Source organism: Pseudomonas sp. B14(2022) (genome assembly GCF_012030485.1).
In the GTDB taxonomy this organism is placed as follows: Bacteria; Pseudomonadota; Gammaproteobacteria; order Pseudomonadales; family Pseudomonadaceae; genus Aquipseudomonas.
The window spans coordinates 98697-111851 of sequence record NZ_JAAUVM010000005.1 but is presented as its reverse complement, the minus strand read 5'-3'; the positions used below and the strand labels follow the sequence as shown (position 1 = coordinate 111851).

Annotated in this window: 10 protein-coding genes; 6 read left to right on the top strand and 4 right to left on the bottom strand. The window is 61.8% G+C overall.

Annotated elements, in window-relative coordinates; genetic code table 11:
* Window positions 1-111: 111 nt before the first annotated feature.
* A complete protein-coding gene (locus HCF10_RS10130) occupies window positions 112-549 on the bottom strand; it encodes a carboxymuconolactone decarboxylase family protein (protein WP_053133396.1) in 438 nt (145 codons plus the stop codon).
* A 107-nt stretch (window positions 550-656) separates the two neighbouring features.
* Window positions 657-1127 (bottom strand): Lrp/AsnC family transcriptional regulator, encoded by a 471-nt coding sequence (locus HCF10_RS10125; RefSeq protein WP_090405514.1) that lies wholly within the window; start codon window positions 1125-1127, stop codon window positions 657-659.
* A 123-nt stretch (window positions 1128-1250) separates the two neighbouring features.
* On the opposite strand from HCF10_RS10125, the gene HCF10_RS10120 reads away from it, so the two are divergent.
* Window positions 1251-2534 (top strand): methionine gamma-lyase, encoded by a 1284-nt coding sequence (locus tag HCF10_RS10120; RefSeq protein WP_237683103.1) that lies wholly within the window; start codon window positions 1251-1253, stop codon window positions 2532-2534.
* Here HCF10_RS10120 and pvdP read toward each other — a convergent pair.
* On the bottom strand, window positions 2470-4101 hold the full coding sequence (gene pvdP / locus HCF10_RS10115; protein WP_167655434.1) for a pyoverdine maturation tyrosinase PvdP: 1632 nt from the start codon (window positions 4099-4101) through the stop codon (window positions 2470-2472). The genes HCF10_RS10120 and pvdP overlap by 65 nt on opposite strands.
* 142 nt (window positions 4102-4243) lie before the next feature.
* On the opposite strand from pvdP, the gene pvdM reads away from it, so the two are divergent.
* The 3 genes from pvdM to pvdO are packed head-to-tail and all read left to right on the top strand — an operon-like array spanning window position 4244 to window position 7787.
* On the top strand, window positions 4244-5593 hold the full coding sequence (pvdM, locus tag HCF10_RS10110; RefSeq protein WP_167655433.1) for a pyoverdine-tailoring dipeptidase-like protein PvdM: 1350 nt from the start codon (window positions 4244-4246) through the stop codon (window positions 5591-5593).
* Between the two features lie 18 nt (window positions 5594-5611).
* Entirely contained in the window at window positions 5612-6883 is a 1272-nt protein-coding gene (gene pvdN / locus HCF10_RS10105) for a pyoverdine-tailoring periplasmic protein PvdN (RefSeq protein WP_167655432.1), read from the top strand.
* Between the two features lie 31 nt (window positions 6884-6914).
* Entirely contained in the window at window positions 6915-7787 is an 873-nt protein-coding gene (pvdO, locus tag HCF10_RS10100; RefSeq protein WP_167655431.1) for a dihydropyoverdine dehydrogenase, read from the top strand.
* Window positions 7788-7906: 119 nt separating this feature from the next.
* Here pvdO and HCF10_RS10095 read toward each other — a convergent pair whose 3' ends face one another.
* The gene (locus tag HCF10_RS10095; RefSeq protein ID WP_167655430.1) at window positions 7907-8737 is read right to left on the bottom strand and encodes a N(5)-hydroxyornithine transformylase PvdF; all 831 of its coding nucleotides are present in this window, start codon (window positions 8735-8737) and stop codon (window positions 7907-7909) included.
* Between the two features lie 200 nt (window positions 8738-8937).
* Here HCF10_RS10095 and HCF10_RS10090 point away from each other — a divergent pair, with 200 nt between their 5' ends.
* Window positions 8938-10590, top strand: coding sequence for a cyclic peptide export ABC transporter (locus HCF10_RS10090; RefSeq protein ID WP_167655429.1), 1653 nt, complete (start codon window positions 8938-8940; stop codon window positions 10588-10590).
* A 154-nt stretch (window positions 10591-10744) separates the two neighbouring features.
* The gene (locus HCF10_RS10085; RefSeq protein ID WP_167655524.1) at window positions 10745-13132 is read left to right on the top strand and encodes a TonB-dependent siderophore receptor; all 2388 of its coding nucleotides are present in this window, start codon (window positions 10745-10747) and stop codon (window positions 13130-13132) included.
* The last annotated feature ends 23 nt before the right edge of the window (window positions 13133-13155 follow it).

Below are 13155 nucleotides of genomic sequence, written 5' to 3'. Positions count from 1 at the left end.
AATAAGAGCGCTGCAGTGCGCCAGGCAGCTCCGGGGCTGTGTTTTGGGGCTGCTCCGCAGCCCAACGCGGGGCAAGCCCGCTCGCCACAAAAGAGCCCTTCTCAACCACCTTTACTTGGGCATCTTGCGAAACCCTACCGCGAGTCGATTCCAGCTGTTGATGGTGGCGATGGCCACGCTCAGGTCGACTTGCTCCTGGGGGCTGAACTCAGCGGCAAGCGCAGTGAAGTCTGCGTCCGGGGCGTGAGTCTGGCTCAGCAGCGTCAAGCTCTCGGCCCAGGCCAATGCCGCGCGTTCACGCGGGGTGAAGAACGGCGTTTCGCGCCAGGCCGACAGGGTGTACAGGCGACGCTCGGTCTCGCCACCCTTGCGGGCATCGGCGGTGTGCATGTCGAGGCAGAACGCGCAGCCGTTGATCTGTGATACACGCAGGCGTATCAGTTCCAGCAATGGCAGCTCGATGGACAGTTTGCCGACGGCGGCTTCCAGGGCGAGCATGGCTTTCATGGCGTCTGGGGAAGCGGTGTAGAAATCGGTACGGGCTTGCATGAGGAACTCCAGAACGGTGGGAAGTGGTGGCTAGGTTAGCCACCGGGCCGTACGGGAGAAATAGCCAATTGCGGGGAAGAACAGGTGACCAATGGGGCGGTGTGTGATCAACCCGGCAATGGAATCACCCGCAACGGCCTCACCGATTTATAGGAAAAACTCGAATAGATCTCCTTGACGCAAGGCAGCGTCTGCAACACCTCCCGCGCAAACTCGCCGAACGACTCCAGGTCCTTCGCCACCACCTCCAGCAAAAAGTCATAGCGCCCCGACACGTTATGACAGGCCACGATTTCCGGAATATCCAACAAGCGCTGCTCAAACGCGCGGGCAATTTCCTGGGTGTGGCTCTCCATCATGATGCTGACAAACGCCGTCACCCCATACCCCAGCGCCTTGGGCGAGAGGATCGCCTGGTAGCCGCTGATCACCCCGCTCTCCTCCAGGTTCCTGACCCGCCGCCAGCACGGAGAAGTGGTCAGGGACACGCGGTCGGCCAGCTCGGCCACGGTTAAACGGGCGTTGCCTTGCAGGGCGTTTAATAATGCTTTGTCGGTGCGATCCAGCGTGACGGGCATGATGTGCCTCTGTTTATTGTTTTTAGCGATTTTTCATCCCCGGACAGGGGACTTGTCGGCAATATTTGGAAAATACAGCCGTGGTTATGAGCATAGCATTGTAGGAAATAAGGAGTGTCCGACATGAACAATAAACACAACGCATTCGGCTTTTCCACCCGTGCCATTCACCACGGCTATGACCCCAAGGACCACCATGGCGCACTCGTGCCGCCGATCTACCTGTCGGCCACGTTTGCCTTTCCCACCGCCGAATACGGCGCCGCCTGTTTTGCCGGTGAGGCCAGCGGCCATTTCTATACACGCATTTCCAACCCGACCCTGGCGCTGCTGGAGTCCCGCATGGCCACCCTGGAAAACGGCGAGGCAGCGGTAGCGTTCAGTTCCGGCATGGGCGCAATTGCCGCGACATTCTGGACCCTGCTGCGCCCAGGCGATGAGGTGATCGTCAGCCAGACACTCTACGGCTGCACCTTCGCCCTGCTGCATCACGGTATCGGCGAGTTCGGCATCAAGGTGCGCCACGTCGACCTCACCGACCTGGCCGCCCTGCAAGCGGCGCTGAGCCCCGCCACGCGCATGATCTACTGCGAGACCCCGGCCAATCCCACCCTGCGACTGGTGGACATCGCCGCCGTGGCCGCCCTCGCCCATCAACAGCCGAATGTGACCGTGGTGGTCGATAACACCTACTGCACGCCGTACCTGCAACGGCCCCTGGAACTGGGCGCCGACGTGGTGGTGCACTCCGCCACCAAATACCTCAGCGGCCATGGCGACATCACCGCTGGTATTGCCGTCAGCAACCAGGCCCTCGCCCAGCGCATTCGCCTGCAAGGCCTCAAGGACTTGACCGGCGCGGTGATGTCGCCCCAGGACGCTTCGCTGTTGATGCGCGGTCTCAAGACGCTGGCCCTGCGCATGGACCGCCATTGCAGCAACGCCCAGGCCGTGGCCGAAGCCCTGCAGGCGCATCCCGCTGTGGAGTGGGTGACATATCCGGGGCTGCGCAGCTTCGCGCAGTATGAATTGGCGGCGCGGCAGATGAGCCAGGCCGGCGGCATGATCGCCTTCGAACTCAAGGGCGGTATCGACACCGGTCGACGCTTCATGAATGCCCTCAAGCTGTTCACCCGCGCGGTCAGCCTGGGCGACGCCGAGTCACTGGCCCAGCACCCGGCGAGCATGACCCATAGCACCTACACCCCTGAAGAACGCGCGCATCACGGTATCAGCGAAGGCCTGGTGCGTTTATCAGTGGGGCTTGAGGACGTTGCCGACCTGTTGGCGGACGTGCAGCAGGCGTTGGCCAAGTGCAGCCGCGCCGTGCCGCGCCAAACGCTCAAGCCTCCCGCACCTTCACCTTCAAATGCCGCGCATACCAAGGCCGCTGCGGCACGCGCTTGAACAGGCCCTGCAACAGGTTCTCGTCCTCGCCAAAGGTAATGCGCAATGCGAGCTTCATGGTTTCCGGGTCCATCTCCATCGACTTGCCCATCTGCAACCCCGGTGTGGTGCTGCAGCCATGAGTGTCCGGGCCCAGCCACGGGTCGCCGACTTCGACCCAGCGCCCCGGCGCGAACCAAGCCACGCCATTGACGTCCAGGCGCCTGACCTCGCCGGGGTTGAAGCGTTCGTGGGCGCGGTACCAGTCTTCTATGCGGTCGTCGATCCAGCCGTGAAAGTGCCAGAACACCGGGTTTACGTGGGATGAAAACGGGTCGCCGAGGAAGTCGTTTTCTGCCGCGTACCAGCGCGCGGCAAAGTCTGCCGGGTCGCGGGCCAGGGGTACCGGGGCGCCGTTGGACGGGTCGCGGGGCACCGAGGCCCAGCGCATGTGCAGCCAGTCGTGCAGGCCCAGTTCCATTTCGGAGCCGAGTTGACCAAGGGTGCGTTTGGCCAGGTAGCGCGGGTCGCGGTATTGGGATTCCCAGACCTGGAAGTTGCTGTGGTAAGTCTCGGCGGCCTTGATGTCGGCGACCCACTGGGTGTACTCGCTGTCATCCGGCTCCGACCAGGTGGGCGGCAGCGCGAAGCCGTCGTGGTTGTCGAAGTAACGCAGGAAACCAAGGCGATCACGCTCCAGCGCCGGTTGCGGTTCGGGGAATGCGGGCCACGAGGGCAAGTCCTGCATGGAACGCGCGGTGCCGAGCATATGGCGGTGCATGAAGAAGAAGTCGATGCCCGAGCCGTTGCGGTCTTTGAGCTTGCCGCGGGCGTCGCGCTCTTTACCGCGCGGGCCGGGTTGCCAGCCGATGCCGCGCAGGGCGTCGCGTTTTGCTTCGGAGAGTTTGTGCCACTGGTCACGGGTGGCGTGCCATAGCTGGTGAAACAGGCGGTGCTCGGGGGCGATCAGCCAGGCCAACAGGGTCGGGTTGAGGCCGATGCGTTGGCGGGCTTCGGGAAACAGCTGTTTGTGGGCGATAAAGCGGTTGTCGCGCTCGGTCAGGGCAAGCGGCCGGTCCAGGTCGAGGATGTGCCCACTGAGGGTGCCGCTGCCGGCATTGCCGAAGTCGGCCCAGACCTCATCGAGGGTCATCTTGAACTCATAGGCGGGCCTGCCGTCGAGGGCATCGCGGTCGATCAGGCGCCAGTAGAGCAACGCGCCCTCGCCCGTCAGCAGGTCACCGAGCACGCGGTAGCGCGGTTCGCCTTCGCTGCGCAGGTTGGCGGCGGTGTCCAGGTAGCCGCGCAGGCCACGGCCACGGGGAGCGATGTCGAGCAGCAGTTCCAGGCCTTGCAGCGGCAAGCCCTTGAGGCCGGCGTCGCGGCCTTCCAGGCGCAGGCTCCACACCCCGCGCAAGGTGTTGGCCAAGTACTGCCCGGCGGTGTCGGCCAGGTCAACGGTGGCTTCGCCGGGAGTGATGGGGAATTCTTCTTCGCGCGTCAACTCGCGATGGGCATAGAAGGCGGCCGGCACAGCCGCGCCGGTCAGCGCCAGGCCTGCGATGAACCCACGTCGAGAGATGGTCATTGTCTACCTTAGGAAACGGCTTTATCAGAGCTAGAACGTTTGCAGGCCAGGGAAATTTACCGCCCTGCCCGCGTCGCCTAAATTTCCCCGCGCATCACTCGTTCCTCCCTGATAGCGAAGGCCTCAACTGACTGAGATGGCAATGACAAAACCACGTTCGAAAAAGGCGCTGTACATCGGCTTGCCGCTGGCACTGGCCATCGGTGCCGGCGCAGGCTTCCTGGCCTGGGATCACTGGTTCAAGGGCAATGCCGGCTACCCGCTCGCAGTGATCAAGCAGGCCAATGAAATGCAGGACCGCCTGCTGTCGTTCGACAGCCACATCACCGTCCCCATGGACTTCGGCACCGCCGGCAACGAGGTCGACAAGGACGGCAGCGGCCAGTTCGACCTGGCCAAAGCGGCACGCGGTCGCTTGTCCGGCGCTGCGCTGACGATTTTCGGCTGGCCGGAAATCTGGAATGGCCCCAACGCGCCGCACAGGCCCACTGACGGCTTTGTCGAGGAAGCCCGCCACGAGCAGGAGGTGCGCTACAAGATCATCTCCGGCATGGTGCGTGATTTTCCCAATCAAGTCGGCATCGCCTATACCCCGGACGACTTTCGACGCCTGCATGGCGAAGGCAAGTTTGCGATCTTTATCAGCATGCTCAACGCCTACCCGCTGGGCAATGACCTGAACCAACTGGACCTGTGGGCGGCACGTGGCATGCGCATGTTCGGCTTCAGCTATGTGGGCAATAACGCCTGGTCGGACTCATCGCGCCCGCTGCCGTTTTTCAACGACTCGGTGGATGCGCTCGACGGCCTGTCGGACATCGGCAAACAAGCGGTGCAGCGCCTCAATGACCTGGGGGTGATCATCGATGTGTCACAGATGTCGACCAAGGCCCTGGAGCAGGTGGCGCAGTTGAGCCGCACGCCGATGGTGGCGTCGCACTCGGCGCCGCGCGCAGCGGTGGACATCCCGCGCAACCTCAGCGACAAGGAACTGCAACTGATCAAGCGCAGCGGCGGCGTGGTGCAAATCGTGGGCTTCTCGGCCTACCTGCGCCCGCTGAGCCAACCGACCCAGGACAAGCTCAACACCCTGCGCGCCCGCTTCGACCTGCCCCCCCTGCCCAACCTGGCCGTAGCCTTGATGCCGGGTGACGCGATCATCGCCGCCTGGCCCGAGCACAGGTTCGGCGAGTACGCCAGCGCGCTGTACGCGATCCTCGATGAGGAACCCAAGGCCACGCTCAAGGACCTGGGCGACGCCATCGACTACACCGTGCGCAAGATCGGTATCGATCACGTCGGTATCGCTTCGGACTTCAACGACGGCGGCGGCCTCGACGGCTGGAACAACGTCGGCGAAATCCGCAACGTCACCGCCGAGCTGATCCAGCGCGGTTACTCCGAAGCCGACATCGCCAAACTGTGGGGAGGCAACTTCCTGCGGGTGTGGGACCAGGTACAAAAAGCCGCCAAGCCCTTGGCCAATCGTTAATCACCTAGAAGCAAGTCCATGACTGACCGCCGTACGTTTCTCAAGCTGGCCGGGGTAGTTGCCGCCAGCCTGCCATTGGGCGCTGCACGCCTCCCGCAAGCACTGGCTGCCAACACAACGGATGACCCATGGACGGGGTTCAAGCAGTTGTTCAACCAGGATCCGGATTACCTGCACTTCTCCAATTTCCTGGTGGCCTCGCACCCCAGGCCGGTACGCGAAGCCATTGAGCGCTACCGCGCACAGATCGACCGTAACCCGGGGCTCGCCATGGACTGGGACCTGGAGGAAACCTGGAAACGCGAAGGCCAGGTGCGCGAATGGGCCGGCCGCTACCTCAAGGCCGCCCCGCCGCAGATCGCCCTCACCGGCAGCACCTCCGAAGGCCTGGCGATGATCTATGGCGGGATCAAGGTGCGCCCGGACCAGGAAATCCTCACCACCGTGCATGAGCATTACGCCACCCAGAACGTGCTGGATTTTCGCGTGCTCAAGGAAGGCACCCAGGTACGCCGGATCACACTGTTCGAGCGCGCCAGCCAGGTCTCTGCCGACGAAGTAGTGGGAAACATCCAGCGCAATATCCGCCCCAACACCCGCGTGCTGGGCATGACCTGGGTACAGTCCGGCAGCGGTGTGAAACTGCCCATCGGTGAGATCGGCAAGCTGGTGGAGGAGCACAACCGCAACCGCGACGACAAGGACCGCATCCTCTATGTGGTGGACGGCGTGCATGGTTTCGGCGTGGAAAACCTCGACTTCCCCGACATGCACTGCGACTTCTTTATTGCCGGCACCCATAAATGGATGTTCGGCCCCCGCGGCACCGGCCTGGTCTGCGCCCGCAACCCTGAAAACAAGTACGTCACGCCCATGGTGCCGACCTTCTCCGAGGACAAGGACTTCGCCACCATCATGACCCCCGGCGGTTATCACGCCTTCGAGCATCGCTGGGCGGCGGATGAGGCCTTCAAGCTGCACCTGCAACTGGGCAAGGCGCCGGTGCAGGCGCGCATTCATGGGCTGAACGCCGAACTCAAGGAGCAATTGCTGGCGCACCCGCAGATCGAATTGGTCACGCCGCGCAGCCCCGAACTGTCGGCCGGTTTTACCTTCTTCCGGGTCAAAGGCCAGGACAGTGATGCGGTGGCGGCCCACATGCTGAAAAACCGCGTGGTGATCGATGCGGTGGACCGCGACGTCGGCCCGGTGATCCGCACGGCGCCCGGCCTGCTCAACAATTCCGAAGAAATCCAGCGCTTCATGACCCTGCTCAGCCAGCGGTTGTGACACCCCTTTCCCCTTTGAACGAGAGGCCCACATGACGCCATTGCGACTCAAACCCCTGACGGCCCTGGCGCTGACCGCCCTGTGCGGCGCGCTGCTGCCAGGCCTGGCCCAGGCCGCCACACCGCAACCGGGCAAAGTGTTCAAGGACTGCAAGGACTGCCCGGAAATGGTGGTACTCCCTGCGGGCACCTTCACCATGGGCACACCGGAAGACGAAGTCGGCCGCGAGCCGGACGAAGGCCCGATGCATGATGTGACCTTTGCCAAGCCGTTCGCCATGAGCCGCTTCCAGATCACCGCCGGCGAATGGGACAGCTATATCCGCCAGGCCGGTGTGAAGATCGCCGACGGCGACACGCGCCCCGGCCGCGAATGCATCGCCAGCAAGCCGCGCTACCCCCAGGGCCCGCGCCAGCCGGCGGTGTGCATGGACATGGACGATATCAAGCACTATGTGGCCTGGCTGTCGAAAAAGACCGGCCAGCAGTACCACATGGTCAGCGAAGCCCAGCGCGAATACGCCGCGCGCGCCGGTTCCACCGGGCCATTCCCCTTCCCGTTCGACGAGGGCAAGGGCTACAGCATCGCCGAGCATGCCAACACCTACGGGCCGGCGGACGGGTACAGCTATTCTTCGCCCGTAGGCAGCTACCCGCCGAATGCGTTTGGCATGTACGACATGCATGGCAATGTCTATGAGCGGGTGGCCGACTGCGAGCACCCCAACTATGTCGGCGCGCCGACGGATGGCAGCGCCTGGATGGAGCCGAACTGCGAGGGCTACATGATTCGCGGCAATGACTGGGGCGAGGCGCCGGTGTTCTCGCGTTCGGGCAACCGCAACACCATCTATCCGCAGACGCGGGGGGATTGGATTGGCTTCAGGGTAGTGCGCGATCTCTGAAGCTGACGGGATTTAATGTGGGGGGCTTGCTCCCGATGGGGTGCGGCAGTCGACATCGCCATTGACTGATACTCCGCCATCGGGCGCAAGCCCCCTCCCACAGTCAAATCGTGCGTGGCTTAGACCCCCTTCTGCGCCAACAACTCCAGGCCTTCATGCAGCGCCGGGAACAGGCTGTTGTTGAAGTTGTTCCAGCGCAGCTCGAGGATGGTGTCGTCCGGCGAGATCTCGGTCTTGAGCACGTCGTGGAACACTTCGCCGGAGTCGATGCCGTTGTCCACGTAGTGGAACGATGCGCCAGTGAGGTACAGCGGTTCACACGGCTGCGTCTGCTTGGTCGCCCAATCCACCACGGCTTGTCCACGGGCACCGTACAAGGCATTCCAGGTGGCGTAGGCACCCCGGCGCTCATAGGGCGATTCGATACGGGTGATACCGGGGTGAATGTTCATGATGCGACGGGCAAACGGCGCACCGGGGCGCACCAGTTCGTCCAGGATCACCAGCAGGCCGTCCAGCACCACGATATCGGCCTTCAATTCCACCAGCGTGTCATGCAGGCGGCGTTCGAAGTCCTGCTTGCCGGCGATATGCTCGGCGCTGCCCCGTGGCAGGCGGCGATAGGTGGACGGCACGCTCAGCAGCAGGTCGTTGACCAGGTTGCCCTGTACCTGCAAATCCGCCGGATAGAGCCACTGGCGCCCCGGTTTATAGGCAAACCCATAGTCAGCCACCAACTGCTGGTCGCGCGGGTTCTGCTCATCGTCGTCATACACCACGCCCACCAGGTTGTAGGCCTCGCCCAGCGACGTGTCGTTGAGCGACCCCACCAGAAACTCCAGCACCGACTTCATGTAGCGCTCGTGGTCCTTGTAGGCCACCGGCTGCCCGGCCTTGTCGGCGGCGGCATTGCGCAGGGACCACACGTACACCAGGTTCTTTTTCGTCATTGTTTCGCTCTCGCTGGAAAGATCAGGCACGCGCCGATACGCGTGCGCCTACACCACAAGAACGAACCAGCCGCCGGGCAATTTATCCACCCACCACACCACCGGGCATGCCGAGGTAAATAGTCGCGTCAATCTTTCGTTTGTCATGGGTAAGGGTCTGTGTGCCCAGCCCCCTCTTTTTCACTTTCCGGGAAGTACTTATGACCGACCCCAAGCGCGGCGCCTTCAAAGGTTTGCTTGCATTGCTCAGGCCGTTTCGCACCATCGTGACGGTCTCCATCGCCCTGGGCATGGCCGGCGGCCTGGCCATCACGCTGTTGCTGGCGACCATCAACAACGCGCTGCACTCTTCGACCGGTATGACCCAAGGCGTGATCCTGAGCTTTGCTGCGCTGTGCGTGCTGGCGCTGACCAGTTCGATCGTCTCCGATATCGGCACCAACTACGTGGGCCAGCGGATCATTGCCGCCCTGCGCAAGGATCTCGGCGAAAAGGTGCTGTCGGCGCCCATCGAGCAGATCGAACGCTACCGAACCCACAAACTGATTCCAGTATTGACGCACGACGTCGATACCATCAGTGATTTTTCCTTCTCCTTCACCCCACTGGCCATCGCAACCACAGTGACCCTGGGCTGCCTGGGCTACCTGGCGTACCTGTCGGTGCCGATGTTCCTGATGATGGTGGTGGCGATCGTCATCGGTACCGCCGTGCAGTACGCGGCACGCTCGGCGGGCATCAAGGGGTTCGAAGCCGCTCGCGACCAGGAAGACGAGCTGCAGCGCTACTATACCGCCATCGCCTCGGGTGCCAAGGAGCTGCGCATTCATCGGCCACGCCGCTATCGCATGAATACCCATCGCATCCAGGCGACTGCTGATCGTATCGGCGATATCCAGATCCGCTCTGTCAACATCTTCATTGTCGCCAAGACGTTCGGCTCCATGCTGTTTTTCGTGGTGATCGGCCTGGCGCTGGCCTTCCAGGCCTATAACCCAAACCCCGATCCGGCCGTGATCACCGGTTTTGTGCTGGTGTTGCTGTACATGAAGGGCCCGCTGGAGCACGTGGTGACCGCGCTGCCGATCGTCAGCCGCGCACAGATCGCGTTCTCGCGCATCGCCGAGCTGTCCGAGCGGTTCTCATCCCCCGAACCGCACCTGCTGCTGGAAGACAGTGAAGCGCCAAAACCCCAAGTGCACAGCCTTGAGCTGCGCGGCGTGACCTACAGCCCTCCGCCGGTGGAAGGCAGCGAGCCGTTCCACCTGGGCCCGATCAACCTGAGCATCAAGCAAGGCGATATCGTGTTTATCGTCGGTGAAAACGGCTGCGGCAAAACCACCCTGATCAAGCTGTTGCTGGGGCTTTATCAGCCGCAATCAGGTGAAATACACCTCAATGGCGAAGCTGTGATTGCCCCTACCCGCGACGACTACCGCCAACTGTTCACCACCGTATTCGCCGACTATTACCTATTCGACGATCTCGTCCAAGGGGGTGGGCAGAAGTCTCTGGACAGTGCGGCCCAGTATCTGGACCGCCTGGAGATCGCCCACAAGGTCACGATCAAGGACGGCGCGTTCAGCACCACCGACCTGTCCACCGGCCAGCGCAAGCGCCTCGCGTTGGTCAATGCCTGGCTGGAGGAACGCCCGGTACTGGTGTTCGACGAATGGGCCGCCGACCAGGATCCGGCCTTCCGCCGCATCTTCTACACGGAGCTGCTGCCAGACCTCAAGCGCCTGGGCAAAACCATCATCGTGATCAGCCACGACGACCGCTATTTCGACATCGCCGACCAGTTGGTGCGCTTGCGCGCTGGCAAGGTGGTGCACGAAATGGAGCCAGCATGAATTTTCTTTTCCGGTTTTTCCAGGTGGGAACGTCTCACTAGTGGTAATGAGAACCAACCTCATAAATACCTATAAACTGCCTAACTAAAATATAGAAGAGAAAGCACCCATGTCAGTACGACTCGGTCTCAGCCCCCTGAGCAAAGCGCTCTCCATGCGCAGGACCTTGAACATCCACCTCAAGCCTTGCGCCTTGGCCCTAGCGGTGTCGTTACCGCTATCGAGTTACGTGCAGGCACAAGAGATCGAGATCGACATTCCTGCACAGCCGTTGGGGACCGCGCTCCAGGAATTTGGCCGTCAGACCAACTTGCAGGTGCTATACAGCCCGACGGATGTACAGGGCAAAAACAGCACGACGGTGAAGGGCAAGCTAGAGCCAGCCCACGCCATCGCCGCCCTGCTCAAGGACACCGGTATCAGCTACGGCCTGCAAGGCAGCGCAGTGACCATCACGGCGGGCGCGACCTCCGGGCTGGAGCTGGGAGCCACCCAGGTGACCGCCAACCAGTTGGGTACGGTCACCGAAGGCACGGGCTCCTACACACCAGGCACTATCGCTACCGCCACGCGACTGGTGCTGACCCCGCGTGAAACACCGCAGTCGATCAGCGTGATTACGCGCCAGCATATGGATGATTTCGCACTCAACTCCATTGATGATGTGATGCGTCATACACCGGGCATTACCTTGTCGGCCCTGGACAGCGAACGCACTAACTATTTCTCCCGTGGGTTCTCGATCGAGAACTTCCAGTACGACGGCATCCCTACCCTGCGCAACTCGGCCTATTCGTCCGGGCAAACCCTGAGCGACATGGCGATCTACGACCGCGTGGAAGTCCTCAAGGGCGCAAGCGGCCTGCTGACGGGCGCCGGGGCACCGGGCGCAACCATCAACCTGATCCGCAAAAAGCCTACCCGTGATTTCAAAGGCAGCGTGGAGCTGGGTGCCGGCAGCTGGGACAACTATCGCTCCCAGGTCGACGTAAGTGGCCCTCTCACCGAGAGCGGCAACATCCGCGCCCGTGCCGTAGCCGCGTACCAGGACAATCATTCGTTCATGGACCGCTACGAGCGCAAGACCAACGTGTACTTCGGCACCGTGGAAGCGGACCTGGACGAGGACACCCTGCTCACCATCGGCTTCGACTACCAGAACAGCGATCCTCAAGGTTCTGGCTGGTCGGGCAGCCGCCCGCTGTTTGACCGTAGCGGCAACCGCATCGATGTAAAGCGCTCATACAACAACGGCGCGAAGTGGAGCAGCTGGGAACAGTTCACTCAGAGTTTCTTCACAACCCTGGAGCACAATTTCGACAACGGCTGGGTGGTCAAAGGCCAGTACACACACCAGTTCTCCGGTTATGACGCGCCGATGGGTGCGATCCAGCTGGGCCCATTCACGGCAACCGGTCTGTCGACGCTCTACGCGAACAAATTCACCGGCGATACCCGATCCGACTCCGGCGATATCTACGCCAGCGGCCCATTCAGTCTGGGCGGCCGCGAGCATCAGTTGGTGGTGGGCGCCTCTGCGTCCAATTCCCAGTGGAAAGGTAAGGATTACGGCGCGCCGATTCACGCCAATGGGCGCATTGTCGACTTCTGGAACTTCGACGGTAACTTCCCGGAGCCGAACTGGGGCACACCGACTCGAATCATTGATGAAACCACCCGGCAAACCGCTGGCTATATGACCGCCCGCTTCAACCTCACGGATGACCTGAACGTCTTCATGGGCACCCGCGTGGCCAACTACTGGCTAACTGGCGACAACAAGTCCACCGAAACCGGCAAGCTCGTACCCTATGCCGGCGTAACCTATGACCTGAACGACAACTTCACCGCGTACGCCAGCTACAGCGAGATCTTCATGCCGCAGGTGTATAACCGCGACAGAGAGAACAAACTGCTCGAACCGGATGAGGGCAAGAATTACGAACTGGGTTTGAAAGGCGAGTTTTTCAACGGTGGTCTGAACACCAGTCTGGCCTACTTCGAAGTGCATGAAACCAACAGGGCTGACCCTGATTCTGACTACAACGCCAACCCGACCAACCCGTCGATTTTGTATGCCTATAAAGGCATCGCCGCCAAAACCAAAGGCTTCGAGGCCGAAATGTCCGGTGAGCTAGCCCCAGGCTGGCAGGCCCAGGCTGGTTACACCCATAAAGTCATCCGGGATGAGCATGGTGTAAAAGTATCTACTTGGGAGCCTCAGGATCAGGTCAGCTTCTTCACCTCGTACAAGCTCAGCGGGCCGCTGGACCGTTTGACCATCGGCGGTGGCGCTCGCTGGCAGGGCAAGTCCTGGCAGGAAGTGACCAACAGTGGCAAGGGACGGCAGGAGGACTTCACCCAGGAAGCGTATTGGGTCGTGGACGCAATGGCTAAGTACCAGATCACCGACAACGTCTCCGCGACACTGAACGTGAACAACATCTTCGACAAGTACTACTACACCAACATTGGCTTCTATAACACGGCCTATTATGGTGACCCACGCAACGTCATGCTGAGCACACGCTGGGACTTCTAGCCCCCGCAGTTGCGTGCAAACAG

Coding starts and splice junctions, on each gene's coding strand:
- pvdO (WP_167655431.1), top strand. CDS start 6,915: ATGACGCCATTGCGACTCAAACCCCTGACGGCCCTGGCGCTGACCGCC.
- HCF10_RS10120 (WP_237683103.1), top strand. CDS start 1,251: ATGAACAATAAACACAACGCATTCGGCTTTTCCACCCGTGCCATTCAC.
- HCF10_RS10095 (WP_167655430.1), bottom strand. CDS start 8,737: ATGACGAAAAAGAACCTGGTGTACGTGTGGTCCCTGCGCAATGCCGCC.
- pvdN (WP_167655432.1), top strand. CDS start 5,612: ATGACTGACCGCCGTACGTTTCTCAAGCTGGCCGGGGTAGTTGCCGCC.
- HCF10_RS10085 (WP_167655524.1), top strand. CDS start 10,745: ATGCGCAGGACCTTGAACATCCACCTCAAGCCTTGCGCCTTGGCCCTA.
- pvdM (WP_167655433.1), top strand. CDS start 4,244: ATGACAAAACCACGTTCGAAAAAGGCGCTGTACATCGGCTTGCCGCTG.
- HCF10_RS10130 (WP_053133396.1), bottom strand. CDS start 549: ATGCAAGCCCGTACCGATTTCTACACCGCTTCCCCAGACGCCATGAAA.
- pvdP (WP_167655434.1), bottom strand. CDS start 4,101: ATGACCATCTCTCGACGTGGGTTCATCGCAGGCCTGGCGCTGACCGGC.
- HCF10_RS10090 (WP_167655429.1), top strand. CDS start 8,938: ATGACCGACCCCAAGCGCGGCGCCTTCAAAGGTTTGCTTGCATTGCTC.
- HCF10_RS10125 (WP_090405514.1), bottom strand. CDS start 1,127: ATGCCCGTCACGCTGGATCGCACCGACAAAGCATTATTAAACGCCCTG.